Consider the following 25,773-nt stretch of genomic DNA (forward strand, 5'->3'; position numbering starts at 1 on the left):
TCACTCCTCTTCCACTTCGGAGTGCGGGCTGGCCAGACTCCGCCACAGCAGCACCGGGATGATCAGCGTGAACACGATCACTTCCTTATAAGCGCTCGCCCAGAACGACGAATACGATTCCAGCAAACCGACGAGGATCGAACCTGCGGCTGCCAGCGGATAACTGACCAGGCCGCCGATAATCGCCCCCACGAAGCCCTTCAAACCGATCAGGAAGCCCGAGTCGTAGTAGATGGTGGTCAAGGGTGCGACAAGGATGCCGCACAGCGCACCGAGCCCCGCAGCGAGTGTGAACGCGAGGCGCCCTGCTTGCGTCGTGCCGATGCCGACGAGCCGCGCGCCGAGCCGGTTCACCGAGGTCGCGCGCAAAGCCTTGCCGGAAATCGAGCGATCGAAGTACAGATAGAGCCCAGCGATCAGCACCACCGCCGTGCCGACCACCCACAGGCTTTGCCCGGAAATCGACAGCGTGCCGAGGTTGAAGGTCGTATCGGAGAACGCCGTGGTGCGCGAACCTTCAGCGCCGAACATCACGAGCCCGAGGCCGACCATCGCAAAGTGAACCGCCACCGCCACGATCAACAGCAGCAACGTGGTCGCCTCCGCGATCGGTTCATACGCGAGCCGGTAGACGAACGGCCCCATCGGAATCACGATCAGGAGTGTCAGCGCGATCTGCGCGATCATCGGCAGCGGATGTAGGAAAACGCCTTGTGTGAGCGCGTAGACCGCGATCGGAAACAGCAGGTATTTGCTCACCAGCATCACTAGTGTGCGCGCCGCATGCCGGCGTCTTTCGGGATGCCGCACCAGCCCCGCTACCTCGACGACAAAACACGCCGCGCCCATCGCCATCAGCAACCAGCACGTTGCAGGAAATTTCTGTGTCTGCAGTGCGGCGAGCGTCAGCGCGCCATACGAAACAAACTCCCCCTGCGGGATAAAGATCACCCGAGTCACGGAGAACACCAGCACCAGCGCGAGCGCGAGCAGCGCGTAAATCGCGCCAGTGGTGATGCCGTCCTGCGCGAGGATCGCCGCAATTGATAGATCCATACTTCCTCGTCCTGAAGCGTCGAAATCGAAACCGGGAAACCGTCGTGGCGGCAGAACCCGCGGCCGGCCACCGACCAGCAATGCCTGAAAAGGCGACCGCCGCGCCGGAATACGGCGCGGCGGTCGTCGCCATTGTCATCGAACAGAATGGCAATGCGGCGTCATGCGCCGCACGTTGCGCGAGAGGCGCGTACCGCTTTTGTTGTTAGTCGTTCTGCAGCTTCCACTTGCCGTCGACGATCTGCACGATCACGCGCGCACGCTTGTCGAGGCCGTTGTGGTCGGTCGTCGTGGTGTTCATGATGCCGTGCGAGACCGGCAGTTCCTTGATGTTTTCCAGTGCACCACGCAGTGCCACGCGGAACGCCTCAGAACCCGGCTGAGCGGTCCTCAGCGCGACCGGAATCGCAGCTTGCAGCATCTGGCCGGCATCCCATGCGTGACCGCCGAAGGTCGCCACCGAGCCCGCGCCATACGCTTTCTCATACGCTGCCTTATAGGCTTCCGCCGACTTCTTCACCGGATTCGATTCCGGCAGTTGATCCGCCACGAGGATCGGGCCGGCCGGCAGGAATTCGCCTTCGCAATCCTTGCCGCACACGCGCAGGAAGTCGTTGTTGGCGACGCCGTGCGTCTGATAGACCTTGCCCTTGTAGCCGCGCTCCTTGAGCGTCTTGGCCGGCAGCGCCGACGGCGTGCCTGCACCCGCGATCAGCACCGCGTCCGGGTTCGCGCTCATCATCTTCAGCACCTGGCCGGTCACCGATGCGTCGGTGCGGTTAAAGCGTTCGTTGGAGACGATCTTCAGATGATGTGCCGCGGCCGCAGCGGTGAAGACGTTGTTCCAGCCCTCGCCGTACGCATCAGCAAAACCGATGAAGCCGACCGTCTTCACGCCGTGACGCTCCATGTAGTCGGCGATTGCGTCAGCCATCAGGCTGTCGTTTTGCGGCGGTTTGAAGGCCCATGCGCGCTTGGCGTCCATCGGCGAGATGATCGCGGCCGATGCCCCCAGCGAGATCACCGGCGTCTTGCCTTCCGCTGCAGGGTCGAGCATCGCCAGCGAATTCGGCGTGGTCGTCGATCCGATGATCGCGTCCACGTGGTCTTCATCGATCAGCTTACGGGTGTTCTGCACGGCCTTGCCGGTGTCCGATGCATCGTCAAGCACGATGTACTGCACCGTCTTGCCGCCGATCTCTTTGGGCAGCAATGCGATCGTGTTCTTTTCAGGAATCCCGAGCGATGCGGTCGGCCCCGTCGTGGACAGCGTGACGCCGATTTTCACCTGCGCGAAGGCAGCGCCCGCGCCGCACATCAACGCCATCGCGATACCGGTGCGTACCCATTGCTTTGTCTTTTTCATGCAAGTCTCCAAACGCTTTGACGCGCGTATCTGTAATCCGGCGCACGGGCCGGGTGTCTGAATCTAGTTATAGGGTTCAGGCATGCCAAGCATGGTTTTCCCTGCTCAGCGTCAATGCCTTCGCCGTTCTAGTGCCACTCCCCTGCTGCGAACCACTGCTGCGATTTCTTATGCGCGAAACACTAACATGTTAGTAGTATTGCGTTCTGCATTACCCACGGTCAATAGACTGTCGCCCGAATGCGGGTTTGTCCTGAAACCGGCCGCTTTAGCCACGCTTTGACCGCACTTTCAACACCGATCCTTCGCTTGTCCAACGCACTTCACGCACCGCCATTCATCAAACGCGGGCAATAAAAAAGACGCGTCAACTGCACGCGTCTTTTTGATGGGGTTCCGTATCGCTTCGCCTTCGCTCAGTCGCCGGACAGCTTCCACTTGCCGCCGACGATCTCCACCATCACACGCGCCCGCTGGTCGAGACCAGAATGGTCGTTCGCGCTCATGTTGAAGATGCCGTGGGAAGCAGGCATGTCTTTAGTGCTTTCGAGTGCCGCACGCAGCGCTTCGCGGAACGCGGGCGTGCCCGGCTGACCTTTCTTCAGCGCAAGCGGGATCGCGCGTTGCAGCAACAAGCCTGCATCCCACGCGTGACCGCCGAATGTCGACACCGAACCGGCGCCGTACGCGGCTTCATACGCATGCTTGTACGCGAGCGAAGTTTTCTTCACCGGGTTCGAATCGGGCAGTTGGTCGGCAACCAGCAACGGACCGGCGGGCAGATAGGTGCCTTCGCAATCCTTGCCGCACACACGCAGGAAGTCATTATTGGCGACGCCGTGCGTCTGATAGTACTTGCCCTTGTAGCCGCGTTCCTTGAGGGTTTTTTGCGGCAGCGCGGCCGGGGTGCCCGCGCCGGCGATCAGTACCGCATCCGGATTCTGCGACATGATCTTCAGCACCTGGCCGGTCACTGAAGCATCGTTGCGCGCGAAACGTTCGTTCGCAACGATCTTGATCTTGGCGGGATCGGCCGCCTTGCCGAATTCCTTGAACCAGCTTTCGCCGTACGCATCTGCAAAGCCAATGAACCCGACCGTCTTCACGCCGTGATTCGCCATATGCTGCGCGATCGCGGTGGCCATCAGAATGTCGTTTTGCGGTGTCTTGAAGACCCATGCGCGCTTCGCATCCATCGGCTCGACGATGCTCGCCGCAGCGGCCATGGAGATCATTGGCGTGGTGCTTTCGGCGGCGACGTCGATCATGGCGAGCGAATTCGGCACGACGGTCGAGCCGATCAACGCATCCACGTGATCTTCGCTGGTGAGCTTGCGTGCGTTCTTGACGGCCTGGGTCGAATCCGTGGCGTCGTCGAGCACGATGTAGTCGATTTTCTGGCCGGCCACCTCTTTAGGCAGCAGCGCAATCGTGTTCTTTTCCGGAATACCGAGCGATGCAGCCGGCCCCGTTGCCGACACCGTGACGCCGATTTTCACGTCCGCGAATGCATGGCCGCTCCATGCTGCGGATACTCCGGTCGCGACCAATGCCGCGCTTATCCAACGCAATGCCGACTTCATCCCGCTCCTCGATCTACCCCGTTATTCATTTGAATTTAAATCCGCGGATTTAAATCACCGACCCAGCGGTCGGTGAATAGCGAGTTTAGCGGACGAAAGCCCCGCGCTGCAAGCATTTCGCAGGGTAGCGCTGGGTGAAATTGGGTGTGGTTCGGTGAATAAAAAAGGGGCACCGAATTAGCGCAAGATTTGAATGGCGCTTTATGAAAAGTACAAATAAAAAGCGCTGTTGGATATCAATCCAACAGCGCTTTCGTCTGGGCACTGAGTGCCTCATTGTCTCCTCGTTCTCCACCTGCAAATTTCGTGGTGCATCAGAACTGCATGAAGATTAAACGAGCACTTAGCCGGCTACAACTAGCAATTACCCTAGTGGTGCACTGCGGCACAAATTTGGGGCACGGTTTGTGTGGCTTGGGTCGCGAGGGCCGACGCTATGCACCACGCAAGATCCAGCCTAGCCGACTTCAAGACCGCCGAATTATATCGGACGCCAAAGCAATTCAAATTCTGCGCAGTTTCAGGCCCGTAACGGCCGCACTCGCGCGACGATCTCACCGACAATGCCGCGCCGGAACGCCAGCACGCAGGCAATGAAAATCACGCCCGTCACGATGGTCACGGATTCGCCCAGCGACCGGAACCAGTCCACCCCGGTTGTCGTTGCCAGCGCCGTGCCGATATCGCCGAGCCGGTCTTCGAGTGCGACGATCAGCGCCGCGCCGAGCAGCGGCCCGAACAGCGTGCCCATGCCACCGACGAGCGTCATCAGGATCACCAGGCCCGACATGGTCCAGTACGCGTCGCTCAGCGTCTCAAAGCCCTGCACCAGCACCTTGAGCGAGCCCGCCAATCCGGCGATCCCTGCGGACAGAATGAAAGCCAGCAGCTTGAAGCGATCGGTGTCATAACCCAGCGACACGGCGCGCGGCTCGTTCTCCTTGATCGCCACCAGCACCTGCCCGAACGGTGAATGTACGATCCGCACGATCAGCAGGAATGCCAGCACCATCACGGCCAGCACGACAAAGTACAGCGTCATGTCCGACGACAGATCCAGCAAGCCGAACAGCTTGCCGCGCGGCACGCCTTGCAGGCCGTCCTCGCCGTGCGTGAACGGCGCTTGCAGGAACACGAAGTAAACCATCTGCGCGAGCGCCAGCGTCACCATCGCAAAGTAGATGCCCTGCCGGCGAATCGCAAACAGGCCGACCACCAGCCCAAGCACCGTCGCCGCAGCGGTGCCGGCCAGCACACCCAGTTCCGGAGAGAAGCCGAGCGTCTGCATCGCATAGCCGGTGACGTAACCGGCCGAGGCGAGAAACATCGCGTGACCGAACGAGAGCAGGCCCGTGTAGCCGATCAGCAGATTGAAGGCCGCCGCGAACAGCGCGAAGCACAGCACCTTCATGACGAATAGCGGATAGATGCCGAGCACGGGCACCGCGAGAAGCGCGATCAGCAGCAGACCGTAGAGCACTTTTCTCTGCATCATTTTTCCTTGCCGAAGAGACCCGCCGGGCGCACCAGCAACACGAGCGCCATGATCACGAAGACGACGGTCGCCGACGCTTCCGGGTAATACACACGCGTCAGCCCTTCGATCACGCCAAGCAGCAGGCCGGTAAGAATCGAGCCCATGATCGAACCCATGCCACCGATCACGACCACGGCGAACACGGTGATGATCATCGGCTGGCCCATCAATGGCGAGACCTGAATCACCGGCGCGGCAAGCACACCGGCGAACGCCGCCAGCGCGACGCCGAAGCCATAGGTGAGCGTGATCATCAACGGCACGTTGACACCGAACGCCTCGACCAGCTTCGGGTTTTCGGTGCCTGCGCGCAGGTAGGCGCCAAGGCGCGTCTTCTCGATCACGAACCACGTCGCGAAGCAGACCACGAGCGACGCGACCACCACCCACGCGCGATAGTTCGGCAGGAACATGAAGCCGAGATCGGTCGCTCCGGACAGCGCCGACGGCACGTCGTACGGCTGGCCGGACGACCCGTAGATCGAACGGAACACGCCTTCGACAACCAGCGTGAGTCCAAAAGTGAGCAGCAGCCCATACAGGTGATCGAGCTTGTAGAGCCAGCGCAGCATCGAACGTTCGATCACGATGCCAAACACGCCGACGATCAACGGCGCGAGCACCAGCATCACCCAGTACGGCAGGCCGAAATACGACAGGCCCATCCACGCGAGCATCGCGCCGAGCATGAACAGCGCGCCGTGCGCGAAATTAATCACGTTGAGCAAGCCGAAGATCACAGCAAGACCCAGGCTCAGAATCGCGTAGAACGAGCCGTTCACGAGCCCCAGCAGCAGCTGGCTCAGCATCGCCGGTAGCGGAACGCCAAAGATTTCCATTGAAGCCTTAATCCCTTAAGCCATCGCCAAGGTGAGATCGGTTACGTACGATCCGGCCGGCGTGCGATCGGCGAGCCATCCGGCCAATCGCGCACGGCGCATGAAACGGTTTGCCGTCAGCCTGTGTACCAACACGGCGCTATGTATCGCCCGCCAGGCAGAGCAGACAGACGGTCATCTGGTTATCAACCTGCGTTTATTTCCACAGCGCGCAGCGCGTTTCAGCCTTGGTCGTGAACGCCTGCTCGCCGGGAATCGTCGCAGTGATCTTGTAGTAGTCCCACGGCTCTTTGGATTCGGCCGGCGTCTTCACCTGCATCAGGTACATGTCGTGGATCATACTGCCGTCCTGACGGATGTAGCCTTTCGCAAAGAAGTCGTCGATCTTGGTCTTCTTCAGCTGCGCCATCACCTTGTCGGAGTCGGTCGAGCCGACTGTCTGCACGGCCTTCAGATAAGTCATGGTCGCCGAGTAGTCGGCGGCCTGCAGGCTCGACGGCATCTTCTTCATCTTGTCGAAGTAGCGCTGCGCCCACTTGCGCGTGTTGGCGTCCTTGTTCCAGTACCAGCTGTCCGTCAGCACCAGGCCCTGGGTCGTTTCCAGACCCAGACTGTGGACATCGTCGATAAACATCAGCAGCGCGGCCAGCTTCATCGTCTTCGTGATGCCGAATTCCTTGGCCGCCTTGATCGCGTTGATCGTGTCGCCGCCCGCGTTGGCGAGGCCGAGGATCTGCGCCTTCGATGCCTGCGCCTGCAACAGGAACGACGAGAAATCCGATGCCGACAGCGGATGACGCACGGTGCCCAGTACCTGCCCGCCGTTCGCCTTCACCACGTCCGACGTATTCTTTTCGAGCGCCTTGCCGAACGCGTAGTCAGCGGTCAGGAAGTACCACGTCTTGCCGCCCTGCTTCGTCACCGCCGAGCCGGTGCCCTTGGCAAGCGCTGTCGTGTCGTACGCGTAGTGGATGGTGTACGGCGTGCACTGCTCATTGGTCAGGGTGTCGGCGCCCGCGCCGATGCTGATGTAGACCTTGTGCTTTTCACCGGCCACGGTGTTCATCGAGAGGCCGGTCGCCGAGTTCGTGCCGCCGATCAGCAGATCGACGCCATCACGGTCGAACCACTCACGCGCGCGCGATGCCGCAATGTCCGCCTTATTCTGGTGATCGGCGTAGACCACCGTGATCGGCTTGCCGTTGACCTTGCCGCCGAAGTCCGCCACCGCCATACGAATTGCCTCGAGGCCTCCCTGGCCGTCGATATCCGCGTACAGACCTGACATGTCGGTGATGAAGCCGATCTTCACCGCATCGTCAGCCGCTTGCGCGCTGCCCATCGTCAACGCGGCGCCGGCGGCAACCGCGAAACATAGTGTGGCAAGCCGCGCGAGTGGGTTCTTTTTCATTCCTGTCTCCTGGTTTCTTCGCTTGTGGTTATCAGAGGCAATCGGACGCTTCTCGTTACTTCCTGTCTATACGCCCAGTAGGTCGTGCAGCACTGGCATCTTGCTTTCGAGCTCAGCGGCCTCGAAGTGCTCGACGATCGTACCGTGCTCCATCACGTAGAAGCGATCGGCGAGTGGCGCGGCAAAGCGGAAATTCTGCTCGACCATCACGACCGTGTAGCCGCGCTCCTTGAGCGTCATGATCATGCGGGCGAGCGCTTGCACGATGACCGGCGCAAGGCCTTCCGAGATTTCGTCGAGCAGCAGCAAACTCGCGCCGGTACGCAGAATGCGCGCGACGGCCAGCATCTGCTGCTCGCCACCTGAGAGCCGTGTGCCCTGGCTCATGCGGCGTTCCTGCAGATTCGGGAACATCGAATAGATTTCTTCGAGCGACATCATGTGCGCCTTGTCGCCGACGGGCGGCGGCAACAGCAGGTTTTCCTCACACGAGAGGCTCGAAAAAATCCCGCGCTCTTCCGGGCAATAACCGATGCCGCAATGGGCGATGCGATGGGTAGGCAGGTTGACGGTTTCGCGTCCGCCGATGCGGATCGAACCGGTGCGCCGGCCGGTCAGCCCCATGATCGCGCGCAGTGTGGTGGTGCGCCCCGCGCCGTTACGGCCCAGCAGCGTGACGACTTCGCCGCGGTTCACCGTCAAATCGACGCCATGCAGGATATGGGACTCCCCGTACCATGCCTGCAAACCCGCGATCTCCAGCGCGGGGGCACCGCCAGCCGTGCCGCTCACCTCGACGCTTTCGCGCTCGGCAATTGTATTCATGCGTGGGCTCCGGCGAGCGCAGCGTCTGCGCTTCCCATATAGGCCTGCATCACGAGCGGATTCTTCGACACTTCGGCGTAGCTGCCTTCGGCGAGCACCTCGCCTCGTTGCAGCACGGTGATGGTGTCGGAAATGCCGGCGATCACGTTCATGTTGTGCTCGACCATCAGGATGGTGCGGCCGCTCGATACTTTCTTGATCAAGGCGGTGACGCGATCGACGTCTTCATGGCCCATGCCTTGCGTTGGTTCGTCGAGCAGCATCAATTCGGGCTCCATCGCGAGCGTGGTGGCGATTTCCAGCGCGCGTTTGCGGCCGTAAGAAAGCTCAACGGTCAATACATCGGCGAAATCAGTCAAACCCACCTGCGTGAGCAGGTCCATCGCCCGATCGTCGAGTTGGCGCAGCGTGCGCTCGCTCTTCCAGAAATGAAATGCCGTGCCGAGCACGCGCTGCAAACCGATGCGCACGTTCTGCAATGCTGTCAGATGCGGAAATACAGCAGAAATCTGAAACGAGCGGATGATGCCGCGCCGGGCGATTTGCGCCGGGCGTTCATCGGTGATGTCGATTCCGTTGAAGACGATCTGGCCTGCGGTCGGTTCGAGGAATTTGGTGAGCAGATTGAAGCAGGTGGTCTTGCCCGCCCCATTAGGGCCGATCAGCGCATGGATCGAGCCACGGCGCACGCGCAGGTTCACCCCGTTCACGGCGATGAAGCCTTTGAACTCGCGGGTGAGGCCGCGCGTTTCGAGAATCGTATCGCCGAGAATCATGTTCCCTTCTATACGGAGTAAGGCGAAGCACTACGATCTTCCGCGCGAAAGGCTGCGCGACGTTTGATGACGGCGACACCCCCGTGCCGCTCGTTGGCGTGCTGCACCAATCCGGATGGTAATCCATGGGGCAGCACGCAGCATGGCTGCCATTGTCGCGCCAATGATGCAGCGCATTCATCGGGATTTGCACTTAGTGGATGACGAATGCCTTACGCGGGACTGAGGCAGGCTCGCGGCGTGCTCGAGCGGTACTCGAACCTCGCTCGGGGCGTGCCTGGGGGATGCTTGAACGGTACTCCAATCCTGCGCGAGGCGTGCCAGGAGAAGTCCGAGGCACGCGCCGCGGCCTCGGCTCCCCCTGTCACACGGTGTGTCACACGGCGGACACGGACGACGCGGCGCTCGTCTGAGCCAGAACGCTGCCGGCCACGCGTGCGCGACGGTCTTCACGGATCATGTCGCTGGCGCGCTCGGCGATCATCAGCGTCGGCGAATTGGTGTTGCCCGAGGTGATGGACGGCATGATTGATGCATCGACCACACGCAAACCGTCAACACCGATAACTCGTAGCCGGTTGTCGACTACGGCACCGGGATCGTCGGTGGTGCCCATACGGCAGGTGCCGACCGGATGAAAAATGGTGGTGCCGACCGCGCCCGCGGCCTGCTGAAGCTCTTCTTCAGTCTGGTACTGGACACCGGGCAGAATCTCTTGCGGCCGATAGGGCGCGAGCGCAGGCGCCGCGGCGATGCGGCGCGTGAGACGCAACGCGTTGGCAGCGACGTGCCGGTCGTAATCGGTGGACAGGTAGTTCGGCGCGATCAGCGGCGGCGCCGAGGCATCGGCTGATCCGATGTGAATACTGCCACGCGAGGTCGGCCGCAACTGGCACACCGACGCGGTGAACGCATTGAAGCGATGCAGCGGTTCACCGAAGCGATCGAGCGAGAGCGGCTGCACGTGATACTCGAGGTCGGGGCGCGTGAGCGAGCGATCGTCAGGATCGGATTTAGCGAACGCGCCGAGTTGCGATGGCGACATCGACATGGGGCCACTTTGAAACAGTGCGTATTGCATGCCGATCATCAGCTTGCCCCACCAATGAGCGGAGGCGGTATTGAGCGTGCGCACGCCGTCGACTTTATAGGCCATTCGCAATTGCAGATGGTCCTGCAGATTTTCGCCGACACCGCGCAAATCCTTCACGACCTCGATGCCGAGATTCTGCAAACGCGCGCCATTGCCGATACCGGAGAGTTCGAGCAATTGCGGCGAGTTGACTGCACCGGAACTGAGGATCACTTCGCAACGGGCTTTGGCGAGATAGTCGGTGTTGTCGCCGCGATATTCGACACCGGTGCAGCGGCGTCCTTCGAACACGACGCGCTGTGTGTGTGCACCGGTAATGACGGTGAGATTCGGGCGCTTGAGCGCTGGACGCAAAAATGCTTTCGACGCATTCCAACGGATACCGCGTTTCTGATTGACGTCGAAGTAGCCGACGCCGGTGTTGTCACCGCGATTGAAGTCGTCGGTGGCGGGTATGCCGGTTTGTTGCGCGGCGTGTGAAAACTCTTCGAGGATCTTCCATTTCAGGCGTTGCTTTTCGACGCGCCATGGGCCGCCTGCTCCATGCGATTCGGACGCGCCGGCGTGGTGGTCTTCGCTGCGTTTGAAGATGGGGAGGACGGCGTTCCAGGACCAGGAGGCGTCGTTGGTGACGCGGGCCCATTCGTCGTAGTCTTCGCGCTGGCCGCGCATGTAGATCATGCCGTTGATCGATGAGCTGCCGCCTAGTACTTTGCCCCGTGGGTATGAGAGAGCGCGGCCGTTCAGGCCGGGTTCTGATTGGGTTTTGTAGAGCCAGTCCGTGCGGGGATTGCCGATGCAGTAGAGGTAGCCTACCGGCACGTGGATCCAGTGGTAGTCGTCTTTGCCGCCGGCTTCTAATAGTAGGACTTGGATTTCAGGATCTGCCGATAGGCGGTTGGCTAGTACGCAACCTGCCGTGCCGGCGCCTACTATGATGTAGTCGAATTCGCCTTCCAGGCGGCGGGGGGCCTTTGGTGCTCTTTCTGTGTTGCTCATTGATTCGTCTCCTAAGCTTTTTTGCCTGCGCGGCGCTTAATGGATGTTTGCCTGCGGCGTTGGGCTTTTCCTGGGTTTATGCCTGGTCGCGCTTGTTCGTCTGTTTGCCTGCGGCATTGGCCTTTCCTTGATTTCTTTTTGGTTTATTAGCGTCGCCCCTGTGCGGGACAGGCACTTACTTTCTTTGCCGCCGCAAAGAAAGTAAGCAAAGAAAGCGGCTTCACACCGCTAATTCTTAAGCGGGTCCCCTGGCTTGGAGGGGGTAGTGGTGCATCTGGAATCTGTGTTCTCGCACATTCGGCGTGAGTGACAAGGCCGTCATACTTCCGGCGGCGCTGCGCGCGCCGATGCGCACTTCATAGAACCATCGGTTCACTCGGCACCCTCTTCCGCTCACATTTGCCGGATGCCGACCACTTCACTCAGCACCCCACCTTCACACTTGCTCGCTCTCGTCTGCATCCGCTCTCGCAATTCGCCACCAAGCGACCAAGCGCCTCGCCAAGGCGAAGCCGATGGCCCCCACCGCGCCCAAACGAAGCCCCCGGTTTCCCATGCAGACCCATCCGCGACGCACGCAGTGCGGAGTGGGAGCTGATGAGCGCTTTGTCACTCACGCCGAATGTGCGAGGGCACAGATTCCAGATGCATCACTACCCCCTCCAAGCCAGGGGACCCGCTTAAGAGTTGGCGGTTGGAGCCGCTTTCTTTGCTTACTTTCTTTGCGGCGGCAAAGAAAGTAAGTGCCTGCCCCGCACAGGGGCGACGCTAATAGACCAATAAGAAATCAAGGAAAGGCCAACGCCGTAGGCATACAGACACGAAGCGCCTAACAGGCAAAAACCAAACCTATTTAGCCACCGGCATAGTGAACTCAGCCCCCTTGCCGATGCTATCCGGCCACCTCTGCATGATGCTCTTGTACCGCGTATAAAACCGAACACCCTCTTCGCCGTAGGCATGATGATCACCGAAGAGAGACCTCTTCCACCCACCAAAAGAATGCCACGCCATCGGCACAGGAATCGGCACATTAATCCCTACCATCCCAATCTGGATCTGCCGCGAAAAAGCCCGAGCCACCCCACCATCGGAGGTAAACAACGACACCCCATTAGCAAACTCGTTAGAGTTAACAAGCTCAACAGCAGAAGCAAAATCCGGCACCCGCACAACACACAGCACCGGACCAAAAATCTCTTCACGATAAATCTTCATATCGGTCGAGACATCGTCGAACAAAGTGCCGCCGAGAAAGAACCCCTTCTCATGCCCGGCCACCTGATGGCCACGCCCATCGACAACCAGCTTCGCACCAGCCGCAACGCCGGCGTCGATATAACCCGCCACTTTCTCGCGATGCGCCGCCGTCACCAACGGCCCCATCTCGGCTTCCGATTCCATGCCATTCAAAATCTTCAGGCTCTTCACTCGCGGTGTCAGTCGCTCAATCAGTTCATCGGCAATATGCCCCACCGCAACCGCCACCGAAATCGCCATGCACCGCTCGCCAGCGGAACCATAGGCCGCGCCGATCAACGCATCGACAGCCTGATCGAGATCCGCATCCGGCATCACCACCAGGTGATTCTTCGCACCGCCCAACGCCTGCACGCGCTTGCCGTGCTTCGTGCCTTCCGTATAGATGTACTCCGCAATCGGCGTCGAACCGACAAACGACAATGCGCTAACCTCGGGATGCACGAGCAACGCATCCACAGCCACCTTGTCGCCATGCACGACATTGAACACGCCATCCGGCAATCCCGCTTCTTTCAGCAGTTCGGCCAGTCGATTCGAGACGGATGGATCACGCTCTGACGGCTTCAGCACGAACGTGTTGCCGCATGCGATCGCCACGGGAAACATCCAGCACGGCACCATCATCGGGAAATTGAATGGCGTAATGCCGGCAACCACACCCAGCGGCTGACGCAAATTCCAGTTGTCGATGCCGCCGCCGATCTGGTCGGTGAAGTCGGTCTTCAAGAGATTCGGAATGCCGCACGCGAACTCGACAATCTCGATGCCGCGCATCACCTCGCCCTTGGCATCGGAAAACACCTTGCCGTGCTCACGCGTGATCAACTCCGCCAGTTCGTCATGGTGGCGGTCGAGCAATTCCTTGAACTTGAACAGCACGCGCGCCCGCTTGATCGGCGCGGTTTCGCTCCATGCAGGAAACGCAGCACTGGCAGCAGCGACCGCCGCGTCTACTTCAGCGACGCTCGCCAGCGGCACGCGTGCGCTCACGCTGCCAAGCGCAGGATTGAAGACTTCGCCGAAGCGGCCGCTCGTGCCTTCGATAGCCTTGCCGTTGATGAAATGGGTCAGCGCGCGTGCGCTCGTCTCGCTCCGGACGGTCTCGTCCTGATATGTCTCGCTCATCTTCTTGTCCTCTTCCTGTGAATGTCTTCCGCCCACCGCAAACGGCGTGATGAACGCAAGCGTACGGCGCTTCGGGGCGACAAATCCAATGAGTAATGCTCAACTGCGCTATAAGCTGAGCTAATATCAGGATATGGATCTGACTCTGCTACGGGCGTTCGTCACCGTCGCGCGCGAGGGCAACCTCACCCGTGCCGCGGTGCAGCTTCACCTGACCCAACCTGCCGTCAGCCTGCAAATCAAGCATTTGCAGGAGACGCTCGGCGTGACGCTGTTCACGCGGACTTCGCACGGGCTTTCGCTGACACGCGATGGCCAGGCCCTGCTGCCCCATGCCGAACGCGCGCTGGGCGCCGCGAGCGACGTGCAGCGCGCAGCGGCGTCGCTGCGCCACGAAGTGCGCGGTCGGTTGCGGATCGGCACGATCCTCGATCCGGCCTTTCTGCGCCTCGGCGGCTTTCTCAAGCAACTGGTGGAAACCTGGCCGCACATCGAAACGGCCTTGCGCCACGGCATGTCGGGCTGGGTGCTGGAGCAGGTTCGCGCGGGAGAACTGGATGTGGGCTATTACATCGGCCTTCCATCCGATGACGATAGCCGTGACGGCGCCATCTTTCACGCCGTGACGCTCACGCACTTCCAGTACCGCGTGCTCGCGCCGGCGGGCTGGAAAGATCGCGTGAAGGGTGCGCGCGACTGGCGTTCGCTCGCCGCACTGCCGTGGATCTGGACGCCGCCCGCGTCCGCGCACAATCGATTGTTGTCGCGCTGCTTTGACGAGGCCGGCGTAAAACCGGTTAAGGTGGCGGAAGTGGATCAGGAGCCGTCGATGCTCGATCTGGTCAAGTCAGGTGTCGGCCTAACGCTCGCGCGCGACGCCACCGCGATCGCGGAAGCTCATGCGCACGCGTTGACCATCGTCGAGGGCGTCACCGTGCCGACCCAGCTCAGCTTTATCACGCTGGCGGAGCGCAAGGACGAACCGGCGATTGCCGCCGCGTTGAAGCTGATCGAGCAGCAATGGGCGACATAGCCGCCGCATGAATGCACGCCTGATGGCAAAACGAGAGCGATATGAGCCACTCTCATGACGGCCGCTCACCGTGCGGCCGCTAGTCATGCTCGCTGGCGGTTCCGTGCAGAGCGACCGCGCTGAACACCCTTGGCGGTCGTGGGCGCTGGTCACATTGACAGGCGATCCTCGTCGGCCCTGTCATCTGAAACCACACCACCACGCACTTTTTGTTAGATTGAGGGTTCGCGCTCACGCGCCGGCCCGCTTCGTTTTTGTTCCGTCTGACTTTGTCCTTCCCGGCAGCTTCGCCCCGGCAACACCGGAAGCCGCCGACCACGCCATCCTTCGACAGGAGCCTGACATGGCACGCAACATTGAAATCAAAGCCCGCGCCCAGCATTTCGAGCAACTGCGCGAGCGAGCTGCAAAGCTTGCACCGGACGCGCCGCTGATCTTCCGCCAACAGGACTTCTTCTACGACGTGCCGCGTGGCCGCCTGAAGCTGCGTCAGTTCGACGACGGCACGCCGGCCGAACTGATCTTCTATCAGCGCGACGACCGCGATGGTCCCAAGGCGTCGTATTACACGCGCAGCCCGGTGACCAACCCTGAAGCGATGCACGCGCTGCTCGCCACGGCGCTGACCACGCGTGGCATCGTCACGAAGGAACGTCACGTTTATCTGACGGGCCGTACGCGGATCCATCTGGACCGCGTCGATGGTCTCGGCGACTTCGTCGAGCTCGAAGTCGTGCTGGCTCAGGACGACGACGAAGAAGGCGGCCATGCCGAAGCGCATGCGATGTTCCAGACCCTCGGCGTGCCGGAATCGGACCTGGTGGCCGTCGCCTACGTCGATTTGCTGAGCCCGGACAACGAACCGAAGCAAGCTGCGTAAAACTTCAGCATCAAGGGTCGCGGTGACATCAATCCTTGAAGCGCGGCCCCCTTCAAAACTCCCAAACACCGGAACGGCCGGGAAGCCGCCGCATCAAACGGCGGCCGCCCCCGGCGACAGATGGCCGAGCGGCAACGGCCCATTGCGCTTGAACGTGGTCAACACGATATTGGAGCGCACGCTGTCGACGCCCGGTACACGCATCAACTTTTTCATCACGAACGTCGACAAATAGTTCAGATCAGGCGCCACGATGCGCAGTAGATAATCGGCGTCGCCGACCACCGCGTGACATTCCAGTACTTCCGGCAGCACCTCGATCTGTTGCTGAAATTGCTCGATGATCGAGTCGCCGTGATGCTTCAACTTCAGACTCGTAAAAGCCGTCACTCCGAGCCCGAGTTTTTCCGGGCGCAGCACGACGCGATAGCCGTCCACCACGCCCACCTGCTCCAGGCGCTGCAAGCGCCGCCCGATCTGCGACGGTGATAGCGGCACCTGCTCAGCCAATTGCTGATGCGTAGCCCGGCCGAAGCGCTGAAGAACGTCCAGAAGCGCGAGATCGAAGTGATCGAGTTCTAACATGATCGATATCCGCATTAAACCTGTATTTGATGCACGATTATCGCATGTTATCCCGCCATAACGCCATCATTGCGCCCTTTCCGCACGCTCGCCGCTCTACACTTGCATCACCGTTTCAACCCGCAGTCACCGTAGAGCGCGCAGCATCATGTCCACAGCCAACACCGCCAAACTCAAAGAGCAATTCGACGCCGGCCTCGAAACCCGCGCCGATTTCACCATCGACCAGCCGACCGAACGATACGGCGCAGTCGACCACGCGGTATGGCAACAGCTGTACGCACGTCAGACCGCGTTGGTCAAGGGCCGTGTGTGCGATGAATTTCTGGCAGGCGTCGACCGTATCGGCATGCCGTCCGACCGCGTGCCCTCCTTCGATGAAATCAACGCGAAGCTGACACCCGCGACGGGCTGGCAAATCGTCGCCGTGCCCGGACTCGTGCCCGACCAGGTGTTCTTCGAGCATCTGGCGAACCGCCGTTTTCCCGTGACCTGGTGGATGCGTCGCCCCGATCAACTCGATTATCTGCAGGAACCGGACTGCTTTCACGATCTGTTCGGCCACGTGCCGCTGCTGATCAATCCGGTGTTTGCGGACTACATGCATGCGTACGGCCGCGCCGCGCTCGCCGCTAATGACGCCGGCGCCCTGCCGCTGCTCGCGCGGCTCTATTGGTACACAGTCGAGTTCGGCCTGATCCGCGACGCGGCGAGTCCGAACGGCGTGAAGATTTACGGCGCAGGCATCGTGTCGAGCAAAGGCGAGACGCTCTACAGCCAGCAAAGCGCGGCGCCGAACCGGCTCGGCTTCGACCTCGAACGCGTGATGCGCACGCGCTACCGCATCGACACGTTCCAGAAAACCTACTTCGTGATCGACGACTTCGCGCAATTGTTCAGCGTGGCGCAAACCGACTTCGCGCCGCTGCTGGCAAAGCTGGCCGCGGAGCCGGCGTTCGCGGCAGGCGACGTGCTCGAGCACGATCGCGTCATCACGCGCGGCTCGCAGGAAGGCTGGCAAGCCGACGGGGATATCTGACAACACAGCCTGAACAGGCCGCCAGCAGGCTCGCGGCATCCGTGAAAAAATAGCGGATACGCACGCCCACCGGCGCGCCTGTTCAGATCAATGAGGTAGCACCATGATTAACAAACTGACTTCCGAAGAACGCGCCACGCAGGTTACGGAGCTGCGTGGCTGGCAAGCCGTGGCGGGCCGCGACGCGATCCAGCGCCACTTCAAGTTCGCCGACTTCAACGAAGCATTCGGCTTTATGACGCGCGTGGCGATCAAGGCGCAGGAGATGAATCACCACCCGGAATGGTTCAACGTGTACAACAAGGTGGAGATCACGCTGTCGACGCACGAGGCCAATGGCTTGACGGAGCGGGACATCAAACTGGCCCGATTTATCGATAGTATTACGGCGTAATACAAGCGATCAGGTGCCTCGATGCACCCTGTATCGAACAATTTGACGATAATGAAAGGGCATTGCAGGCAATCTGGTGCCCAAACCTTCAGTTCTACAGGGTAGTATTAAGGCGCACGTAAGAATCCCACGCTTGCTTGGCGATCCCGTCCAAACGATCCGGTGATAGCGTCTGCTGACGCTGTACAATCATCAGCGCATACGGCTTGGAGAGCGCGCTTGCCTCCTTGCACAGAACGAGTTCGTCGCCGCTCGAAGGTGAGCGGGCGCGCCAGAAGTTGATCGCGGCTTCCAGTTCGTGAATCGTTATATCGGACATGACTTCGTGATCACTCGGTGGCTGCTTTCGGGCTACTTCACGGCTGCTCGATAGCTGCCTCGTGGGAGCCTGGTGCCAGTTCGGCACGGCCACGCGGCACGCTGCCTGTGCAGCAGGCGCCCCGGCGAACCGCTTGCCCAAACGCCTAAAACCATTGTACTTGAGCGAAATCCATGCGACTCCTTCTGATCGAAGATGACCGCCCCATCGCACGCGGCATCCAAAGTAGTCTCGAACAAGCCGGCTTCACCGTCGACATGGTCCATGACGGCATTTTCGCCGAACAGGCCCTCACCCAAAACCGCCATGAGCTTGTGATCCTCGATCTGGGCCTGCCCGGTATCGACGGCATGACGCTGCTGGCGCGCTTTCGCCAGAGCAATCGCCACACGCCGGTGATCATCCTCACCGCGCGCGACGAGTTGAACGACCGCGTGCAAGGCCTGAATTCCGGCGCGGACGACTACATGCTGAAGCCATTCGAACCCACCGAACTCGAAGCGCGCATCCGCGCCGTGATGCGCCGCAGCGGCCCGCACGGCGACATGCCGCGCCCGGAAGTGTCACTGGGCGGTGTACGTTTGTCGGGCGTCGATCGCCGCATTTTCAACGACGATAAGCCGCTAGAACTGTCGCCGCGCGAATTCGCGGTACTCGAAATGCTGCTGCTGCGCCACGGCCGCGTGGTCAGCAAGGCTCAGCTGCAAGACCATTTGACGCACTTCGGCGGCGATCTCGGCGATACCGCGATTGAAGTCTATGTGCACCGGGTACGTAAAAAGCTCGAAAACTGCCGTGTCGAAATCGTCACGGTGCGTGGCTTCGGTTACCTGTTGCAGGAAATCCGCCAGGCCGCATAATCGTCGCAAGGGCCGCACGCTGTGTTGCGGCCTGACAGCGCCGGGCCGGCGCCGCGCACTCGGTGTGCAATTCACCGGCTTCCGGCGAATTTTCACGGCGCCACGGTGGTTTACGCCGTTGCCACTTTCCCGCGCGTTCGATCATGCCCCAGCCGGCCGCCAATAGTCTGCGCCGCACGCTGCTGCGGCGCCTCGCTGCTCCCCTTTCACTGCTCGCACTGATGAGCGGCCTGATCGCTTACTGGCTGGCGTGGCAGTACACGCAGCACGTGGTTGACCGATCGCTCGCCGATCTCGCCACCGCGATCTCCAAACAGATCCAGATAGCCGGCCCTGACGCCCAGGTGACGGTGCCGCCGCTCGCGCAGGCCATGTTCTCCGATCCGGTCGAGCAACTCGTCTATCGGATCAGCAACGGCGAAACCGAAATCGCCGGCGACCACAATCTGCCGCTGCAGGGCACCAGCGTGCGGCGCATGCATTACGCGTACGTCTTCGAAACGCAACACGAAGGCGTGACGGTACGCGTGGCCCAAGTGCGCGTCGATCAGCCGAACGGCAATCCGATCGTCGTCGAAGTCGGTCAGCCGGTGCATCACCGTTTTCGCATCGCCGCCGAGTTTCTGGTCGCGATCATGATGCCGCTGCTGTTGCTGCTGCTGGCGGGCTGGGTGATCGTGTGGCGTGTCGTCAATCAACAGCTCAATCCGCTCACCGATCTCGCGGACTCGCTGAACCGGCAAACCCACACATCGCTCGAACCGGTGGACGAGACCTATGTGCCAGTTGAAATCCGGCCGCTCACCGGCGCCCTGAACGCGCTGCTTGATCGTCTGAAAACCGCCCTCGACGGCCAGCGCAAATTTATCGCCGACGCCGCACATCAGCTGCGCACGCCGCTCACCGCCGTCAAGCTGCATGCGGAACAGGCCGCCGTCGCGCGTGATCCGCAGCAGACGCTCGCTGCGGTCCGTGAACTGCGCGCAGCGGCCGACCGCGCCGTGCGGCTGTCGAACCAGTTGCTTTCGCTTGCGCGCGCCGAGCCGGGTGAACAGGCGGCACGTTTCGTCAATGTGGATATGGCCGCGCTCGCGTTCGATACAGGAGCGGAATGGGTGCCACGGGCGTTGACCTTCCACGTCGACCTCGGCTTCCAGCGACTCGACGACCCGGCCAACGATCATCCGCTGATGGTGCGCGGCAATCCGGTACTGCTGCATGAAGTTATCGCCAATCTGTTGGATAACGCGCTCAAGTACGTGCCGCCTTCGCGTTTCGATGGCGGCCGCATCACCGTGACGGTGTCGCAAACCGTGATCGACGAGGTGCGCATGGCCGAGATCATCGTGGAAGACAATGGGCCGGGCGTGCCGCTCACGCAGCAAGCCGATCTATTCAAACGGTTTTTCCGCGGCGACGGTCAGAGCGAAGCCGGTGTGGATAGCGGCGCCGGTCTCGGTCTCGCGATCGTCCACGACATCATGGTGCTGCATCACGGCAGCGTGCATTACGAAGATGCGCCGGAAGGCGGTGCGCGCTTTATCGTGCGTATTCCGCTTATGCCGATCAGCGTTCAGCACGACGTCGATCCCGAGACCCGGCGTCCGGCAAAGAAATCGGCGCACTCGGCGCCGATCGATATGTGACTCTGCAGTGGGTCAATGCGTCGCCACGGGCTGCCTTGAGTTCAACTCTGGCAACCCGTGTTTCATTTCTTCTTCGCTTTTTTCGCCGGCGTTTTCGCCTTCTTCACCGTCTTGTCGGACTTGGAAGCGCCCTTCTCTCTCTCCGGCGGCGCCAGCATCGTGCCGCGGCACTTGCGCGCGCCGCAACGGCATTCGTATTCCTTCTTGAGCTTCTGGGTCTGGCGCGCGTCGATGACGAGGCCATAGTCGTAAAAGACTTCCTCACCTTCGGCGATGTCGCGCAGCGCGTGCACGTACACGTGACCGTCGATCTCCTCGGCTTCGCAGTTCGGCGCGCATGAATGGTTGATCCAGCGCGCGCTGTTGCCGTCCACTTTGCCGTCGATCACCTTGCCGCTATCGAGCGCGAAGTAAAACGTGTGATTCGGTTCGTCCGGATTATGCGGATGACGGCGCAACGCTTCTTTCCAGGAGATCCGCTCACCCTTGTATTCGATCAGCCGCTCGCCCGCCGCAATCGGCTCGATGGCAAACACGCCTTTGCCGTGCACACCCGAACGGCGCACGGCGATCCTGCGTGAACTCATTGAATGAATCCTTGTGAAGAACTGGGGGTGAAGATCCGGCAGCCGCCAGAAATGCCCGCGTCTAACGCGTTGCTTTTTCTGACGCGGATAGCAAACGCGGCGCCTTGCGAGCGCCGCGTCGACTTGCGACGCTCATGCGCCACATCCGGCATCCTACACGCTCAAGACGGCTTCCTTCAACCGTCAAAAAGACGTGTACGCACACGGCGCATGGGCAGGTTCACCGTTGTCCAAACGAAATCTCGCCGAACAGGGCCTTTTGGTCGCGCGGTTGCGAACGCCAGTACTGCGGCGGCGCTTCGACCGTCGCGCCGAGTTGCGCTGCGGCATGCCACGGCCAGCGCGGGTTGTACAGCAACGCGCGGGCCATCGCAATCAGATCGGCATCACCCTCTTCGATGAGTTGTTCGGCATGCAGCGGATCGGTAATCAGGCCCACGCCGATGGTAGTGAGGCCCGTTGCATGCTTGACGGCCCTCGCGAAAGGAATCTGATAGCCCGGCTCAAGCGGAATCTTCTGCAACGGCGAGACACCCCCTGACGACACGTCGATCCAGTCGCAGCCGCGCTTTTTCAACTGCTGCGCGAACGCGATCGTGTCCTCGAGCGTCCAGCCGCCTTCGACCCAGTCGGTGGCCGAGACACGCACACCAACCGGTTTATCGGCGGGAAACGCGGCGCGCACGATGTCGAAGATTTCGAGCGGAAAGCGCATGCGGTTTTCTAGCGAACCGCCGTAGTTGTCGCTGCGTTGATTGGCGATCGGCGACAGGAACTGATGCAGCAGATAACCGTGCGCCGCGTGCACTTCCAGTGCATCGACGCCGAGGCGCGCGGCGCGGCGCGCGGAAGCCGCGAACGCTTCGCGAATCCGGTTCAAAGCCGGTATGTCGAGCGCGAGCGGCGGCTCCTCGCCTGCTTTGTGCGGCAACGCCGACGGCGCATGCGGCAGCCACCCGCCTTGCGATACCGGAATCAGTTGACCGCCTTCCCAAGGCACATGACTCGACGCCTTGCGCCCCGCATGCGCCAACTGCATCGTGACGCGAATCGGCGAATGCTTACGGATCGCGGCCAGGATCGGCTTGAGTGCGGCTTCGATGGCGTCGTCCCACAGTCCGAGATCGCCCGGTGTAATACGGCCATCCGGTTCGACGGAGGTCGCCTCGATGCACAACATGCCTGCGCCGGATAACGCGAGACTGCCGAGATGGATCATGTGCCACGCGGTAGCCTCGCCACGTTCGGCGGAATACTGGCACATTGGGGAGACGACGATACGATTGGGAAGCGTCACGCTACGCAGCGTGAGCGGAGAAAAAAGCGCGCTCATGGATTACGCCCAGTAAAAACCCAAGAGCGAACGAGCATAGCACCGCGGGTGATTGTCTGCAGGCACGCGCAGATCAGGGTTTCGGCTCGACCTGATCGAGCCACTCGCCGAACATCCGGCGCGCGGCAGCTTCCAGCGCTGGACCAAACTGTGCAGTCTCGGCGCGCAACTGGCGTGCGTCGATACCGTGGCCGGCAATTTCACCCGCGTTACCGATCAGCCAGGGCTCGAACCGGTCAGCGCGAATCTCCGGATGACATTGCAGACCCAGCACGTGGCCGCCCCAAGCGAACGCCTGGTTTTCGCAGGCAGGCGTCGAGGCGAGACGTGTGGCGTTGTCGGGCAGATCGAAGGTGTCGCCGTGCCAATGCAGCATCGACGTGTGCGCGCCATCCAGATGACGCACCGGAGAAGCGCGGCCGGCATCGGTGAGCGTCAGCGGTGTCCAGCCGAGTTCGGTATGGCCTGCGGGATAGACGCGCGCACCGAGCGCACGCGCGATCAGTTGCGCGCCGAGGCAGATGCCGAGCGTCGGCAAGCCGGCGGCAATGCGCTTTTCGATCATGGACAGCAACGGGACGAGCGTAGGGTAAAGCGCGTCGTCGGTTGCACTGATCGGGCCGCCGAGTACGACCATGAGCGATGCGGCAACCGGGTTCGGCGCTCCGATACGGGCAAGGCCGACATCGAGATAACGCACCGGGCGACCACGCTCGCCGAGCTCCAGTTCAAGACTGCCCAGATCCTCGAAGTGCACATGGCGAATGGCCAGAACTTCGCGATTCATCAGCCTGTCCCACCTTCAGGTTGACTAAAGACTTGCCGCTACGCGGCCCGAACCGGCCGGCAGACGGCAATTGCCGCCCGCCGGAACACGGCTTGGCAGTGTAGCGGATTGTCCCGGAAGCCGCCGCCTTATTGGGCGAAGATCTTCCAGGTCTTCTTTTGGGTGGCGACGTCGGCCGCTTCGTACACCGAGCAATCGAGACGCAGATCCGTATCCGACATGTTCATATTGAGCAGCGCGCAGTGATGCGGCGTCTTCTTCGGATTCTTGCTCGGCTCGAGGTGCGCGCAACTCAGGCACATGCGGTGCGGCGGAATCGTGCCTTGCGCTTCCAGCTGGTGGATGGTCTTGAGCAGCGTGCGATAGAACAGCGTCTGCTCTTCGTCGCGCAGCGTGCCGACCGCTTTGGCCAGGAAGTCCGGCCATTGCGCAGCGCGCTTCGCGGCGGTGCGGCCACGCGCCGTCAGACGGACCGCAAGGGCGCGGCCGTCGTCGAGGGCACGGCGTTTTTCGACCAGGCCTTTGGTCTCAAGCGTGCTCACGGCATCGCTGGTGGTCGCGGCGGTCAGCGCCGTTTCCCGGGCAATTTCCCCAAGACGCATCGGGCCTTTACGCTGCATCAGCAAGACCAGGATTTCGCCTTGGGTCGGCGTAAGGCCTGCGCCTTCCGCCCATTCCCAAGCCTGGCTCCGCATGGCCGTGCTCAATCGCAATAGGCTGTGGGTTACTCGCCCGGTTGCCTGTTCTCCGTATACGCCTTCGCTCATAGTCTTCGTTTGGTTTATTAAAGCTTGCGTGCGATGTCGACAAACCGCTGCCGAACACGCCCATAGCCTGTGTGGGGTAGCCTCGCCCAACAGCAGACGAGACGGTTTCTACTATCTCAAAAATTTACCGCCTTGTAAGTCAAAGGCAGCGAAAACGACATTCTATGCGAGACCGGCCAATCGTACAGCTAAGTTATCCAACGTAAGCTGTGGATAACCATGGGAAAACACCGGGGATGGCGTGTGTGTCGATTCTTGATAAGCCACTTGCCACCCCTATCCTTACCGAAGTTGTCCTCGTTTACCGGCGCCGATGCGCCTCGGATCAGCCTAGTTGTAGTTTACATAGCACTTTGACTTTGCAGGGAATTATTCAGTTGTCCACAGGCAGATGCAATGCTTGTTAACTACTACTACGTTTGTATACGTAAACTTTTTAAAAACCTGAAGGCCCCCGAGCTGGAAATTTATTTACGAAAAAAAACCCGCACGAAGCGGGTCTTCCTTACGGTTTAACGTAAGCAATCCTGTATCCGGCTAGGCTCGCCATTGCAGACACTGCTGCCTTACGGCTTCGTGCAACGACTTTTCCCGCTCGAAGACGCCGCGCAGCCAGGTCGCGTCATTGATCTGACCGCGTGCAATCGCACCGATTTCGGCGAGCGCGTTGCCCGAACCCAATGCTTCGGCGTGCGGTGCAATCAGATCCAGCGTTTCGAGGATGTCTTCGGAAATCGTCTTACGTTCGCTCGTTTGCGGATCGATGCAGTTGCCGGCCAGACCGAAGCGGCATGCCTCGAAACGGTTGAACGTGTAGACGAGGTAATCGTCTTCCTTCGGCGTGATCGGCTTGTCGAGCAACAGATGCCGTGCCAGCGTCTGGATGTAGCAGGCAATCGCCGCGGCGCGATCCACGGAAAACGGCGTATCCATCACGCGTACTTCGATCGTGCCAAAACCGGGCTTCGGCCGGATGTCCCAGTAAAAATCCTTCATGCTGTTGACCACACCCGTGTGGACCATCTTCGAGAAGTATTCCTCGAAGCTGTCCCACGTCAACACGAACGGCGCACGGCCCGACAGCGGGAACGCGAACACGGAATTCAGTCGTGCCGAATGAAAACCGGTGTCGACACCTTGTACGAACGGCGACGAAGCGGACAACGCGATGAAATGCGGAATGAAGCGCGACATGGAATGCAGCAGATACAGCGCGCTGTTCGGATCCGGACAGCCGATGTGCACGTGCTGGCCGAACACCGTAAATTGCTTGGCAAGGTAGCCGTACAACTCTGAAATATACTGAAAGCGCGGTGTATCGACGATCTGCCTTTCACTCCATTGCTGGAATGCGTGCGTGCCGCCGCCGCACAAGCCGACGTTCAGACGGTCGGCCGCGGAAACCAGCGTGTCGCGGATCGTGCGCAAATCAGCAACGGCCTGTTCATGCGTCGTGCAGATACCGGTCGACAACTCGATCATGCTTTCAGTGATTTCCGGCGTGATGTTGCCGGGGATTTTTTCATCTTTGATGAGACGCATCAGATCCGAGCCGGCTTTGGTCAGATCATAGTCGTGCGTATTCACGATCTGCATCTCGAGTTCGACACCGAAAGTGAACGGTTTCGAATCGATGAAAGGTTCGAGTGACATGGCGTCCCCTGAGTCAG

At 60.8% G+C, this 25,773-nt stretch carries 23 protein-coding genes; 6 read left to right on the plus strand and 17 right to left on the minus strand.

The annotated features are described in order from the left end of the window. From GNZ13_RS07660 to GNZ13_RS07705, 10 genes are all read right to left on the minus strand, one after another. Window positions 1-1,056, minus strand: a complete 1,056-nt coding sequence (locus tag GNZ13_RS07660) for a branched-chain amino acid ABC transporter permease (protein ID WP_172161995.1) — start codon at window positions 1,054-1,056, stop codon at window positions 1-3. Window positions 1,057-1,261: 205 nt separating this feature from the next. Further along, complete coding sequence (locus GNZ13_RS07665; RefSeq protein ID WP_172161998.1) at window positions 1,262-2,422, minus strand: ABC transporter substrate-binding protein; 1,161 nt, start codon at window positions 2,420-2,422, stop codon at window positions 1,262-1,264. Between the two features lie 416 nt (window positions 2,423-2,838). Further along, window positions 2,839-4,005 carry an ABC transporter substrate-binding protein gene (locus GNZ13_RS07670; protein ID WP_172162000.1) on the minus strand — a complete coding sequence of 389 codons (1,167 nt, stop codon included), beginning with the start codon at window positions 4,003-4,005 and terminating at the stop codon, window positions 2,839-2,841. A gap of 520 nt (window positions 4,006-4,525) precedes the next feature. Further along, entirely contained in the window at window positions 4,526-5,497 is a 972-nt protein-coding gene (locus tag GNZ13_RS07675; protein ID WP_172162002.1) for a branched-chain amino acid ABC transporter permease, read from the minus strand. Continuing rightward, window positions 5,497-6,381: a branched-chain amino acid ABC transporter permease gene (locus GNZ13_RS07680; RefSeq protein ID WP_172162004.1), complete on the minus strand. Its 885-nt coding sequence runs from the start codon at window positions 6,379-6,381 to the stop codon at window positions 5,497-5,499. Before GNZ13_RS07680 ends, GNZ13_RS07675 begins: the two co-directional genes overlap by 1 nt. Before the next feature lie 196 nt (window positions 6,382-6,577). After that, window positions 6,578-7,792 (minus strand): ABC transporter substrate-binding protein, encoded by a 1,215-nt coding sequence (locus GNZ13_RS07685; protein WP_172162006.1) that lies wholly within the window; start codon window positions 7,790-7,792, stop codon window positions 6,578-6,580. A 66-nt stretch (window positions 7,793-7,858) separates the two neighbouring features. Continuing rightward, window positions 7,859-8,617 carry an ABC transporter ATP-binding protein gene (locus GNZ13_RS07690; RefSeq protein ID WP_172162008.1) on the minus strand — a complete coding sequence of 253 codons (759 nt, stop codon included), beginning with the start codon at window positions 8,615-8,617 and terminating at the stop codon, window positions 7,859-7,861. After that, on the minus strand, window positions 8,614-9,393 hold the full coding sequence (locus tag GNZ13_RS07695) for an ABC transporter ATP-binding protein (RefSeq protein WP_172162010.1): 780 nt from the start codon (window positions 9,391-9,393) through the stop codon (window positions 8,614-8,616). Before GNZ13_RS07695 ends, GNZ13_RS07690 begins: the two co-directional genes overlap by 4 nt. Window positions 9,394-9,769: 376 nt before the next feature. Beyond that, window positions 9,770-11,485: a GMC family oxidoreductase gene (locus tag GNZ13_RS07700; protein ID WP_172162012.1), complete on the minus strand. Its 1,716-nt coding sequence runs from the start codon at window positions 11,483-11,485 to the stop codon at window positions 9,770-9,772. 849 nt (window positions 11,486-12,334) lie between these two features. After that, window positions 12,335-13,873, minus strand: coding sequence for a CoA-acylating methylmalonate-semialdehyde dehydrogenase (locus GNZ13_RS07705; protein WP_172162014.1), 1,539 nt, complete (start codon window positions 13,871-13,873; stop codon window positions 12,335-12,337). 133 nt (window positions 13,874-14,006) lie between these two features. Between GNZ13_RS07705 and GNZ13_RS07710 the strand changes: the two genes are divergently transcribed. Both GNZ13_RS07710 and GNZ13_RS07715 read left to right on the plus strand, forming a co-directional pair. After that, window positions 14,007-14,906, plus strand: a complete 900-nt coding sequence (locus tag GNZ13_RS07710; protein WP_172162016.1) for a LysR family transcriptional regulator — start codon at window positions 14,007-14,009, stop codon at window positions 14,904-14,906. 343 nt (window positions 14,907-15,249) lie between these two features. Further along, window positions 15,250-15,786 (plus strand): class IV adenylate cyclase, encoded by a 537-nt coding sequence (locus GNZ13_RS07715; protein WP_172162018.1) that lies wholly within the window; start codon window positions 15,250-15,252, stop codon window positions 15,784-15,786. A gap of 93 nt (window positions 15,787-15,879) precedes the next feature. Here the strand turns inward: GNZ13_RS07715 and GNZ13_RS07720 are convergent, their stop codons facing one another. Further along, window positions 15,880-16,371, minus strand: coding sequence for an Lrp/AsnC family transcriptional regulator (locus GNZ13_RS07720; protein WP_120346414.1), 492 nt, complete (start codon window positions 16,369-16,371; stop codon window positions 15,880-15,882). A 148-nt stretch (window positions 16,372-16,519) separates the two neighbouring features. Here GNZ13_RS07720 and phhA point away from each other — a divergent pair, with 148 nt between their 5' ends. Then, complete coding sequence (phhA, locus tag GNZ13_RS07725) at window positions 16,520-17,410, plus strand: phenylalanine 4-monooxygenase (RefSeq protein WP_216674748.1); 891 nt, start codon at window positions 16,520-16,522, stop codon at window positions 17,408-17,410. Between the two features lie 103 nt (window positions 17,411-17,513). After that, entirely contained in the window at window positions 17,514-17,804 is a 291-nt protein-coding gene (locus tag GNZ13_RS07730) for a 4a-hydroxytetrahydrobiopterin dehydratase (protein WP_172162020.1), read from the plus strand. Window positions 17,805-17,898: 94 nt separating this feature from the next. Here GNZ13_RS07730 and GNZ13_RS07735 read toward each other — a convergent pair whose 3' ends face one another. Continuing rightward, entirely contained in the window at window positions 17,899-18,123 is a 225-nt protein-coding gene (locus GNZ13_RS07735) for a DUF3717 domain-containing protein (RefSeq protein ID WP_172162022.1), read from the minus strand. A 173-nt stretch (window positions 18,124-18,296) separates the two neighbouring features. Here GNZ13_RS07735 and GNZ13_RS07740 point away from each other — a divergent pair, with 173 nt between their 5' ends. Together GNZ13_RS07740 and GNZ13_RS07745 are read left to right on the plus strand one after the other, a co-directional pair. Next, entirely contained in the window at window positions 18,297-18,983 is a 687-nt protein-coding gene (locus tag GNZ13_RS07740; protein ID WP_028197606.1) for a response regulator transcription factor, read from the plus strand. Window positions 18,984-19,126: 143 nt separating this feature from the next. Then, window positions 19,127-20,629: a sensor histidine kinase gene (locus GNZ13_RS07745; RefSeq protein ID WP_172162024.1), complete on the plus strand. Its 1,503-nt coding sequence runs from the start codon at window positions 19,127-19,129 to the stop codon at window positions 20,627-20,629. Window positions 20,630-20,691: 62 nt separating this feature from the next. On the opposite strand, the gene GNZ13_RS07750 is transcribed toward GNZ13_RS07745, so the two are convergent. The 5 genes from GNZ13_RS07750 to GNZ13_RS07770 form a co-directional block, all read right to left on the minus strand. Then, complete coding sequence (locus GNZ13_RS07750) at window positions 20,692-21,216, minus strand: SET domain-containing protein (RefSeq protein ID WP_172162036.1); 525 nt, start codon at window positions 21,214-21,216, stop codon at window positions 20,692-20,694. A gap of 220 nt (window positions 21,217-21,436) precedes the next feature. Next, entirely contained in the window at window positions 21,437-22,549 is a 1,113-nt protein-coding gene (locus tag GNZ13_RS07755) for an NADH:flavin oxidoreductase/NADH oxidase (RefSeq protein WP_172162038.1), read from the minus strand. A gap of 73 nt (window positions 22,550-22,622) precedes the next feature. Then, window positions 22,623-23,336: a glutamine amidotransferase gene (locus tag GNZ13_RS07760; protein WP_172162040.1), complete on the minus strand. Its 714-nt coding sequence runs from the start codon at window positions 23,334-23,336 to the stop codon at window positions 22,623-22,625. Between the two features lie 128 nt (window positions 23,337-23,464). Beyond that, complete coding sequence (locus tag GNZ13_RS07765; protein ID WP_172162042.1) at window positions 23,465-24,103, minus strand: MarR family winged helix-turn-helix transcriptional regulator; 639 nt, start codon at window positions 24,101-24,103, stop codon at window positions 23,465-23,467. Window positions 24,104-24,640: 537 nt separating this feature from the next. Further along, window positions 24,641-25,756: a YbdK family carboxylate-amine ligase gene (locus tag GNZ13_RS07770; RefSeq protein ID WP_172162044.1), complete on the minus strand. Its 1,116-nt coding sequence runs from the start codon at window positions 25,754-25,756 to the stop codon at window positions 24,641-24,643. Window positions 25,757-25,773: the final 17 nt, after the last annotated feature.

The organism is Paraburkholderia elongata (assembly GCF_013177735.1).
Taxonomy (GTDB): Bacteria; Pseudomonadota; Gammaproteobacteria; order Burkholderiales; family Burkholderiaceae; genus Paraburkholderia; species Paraburkholderia elongata.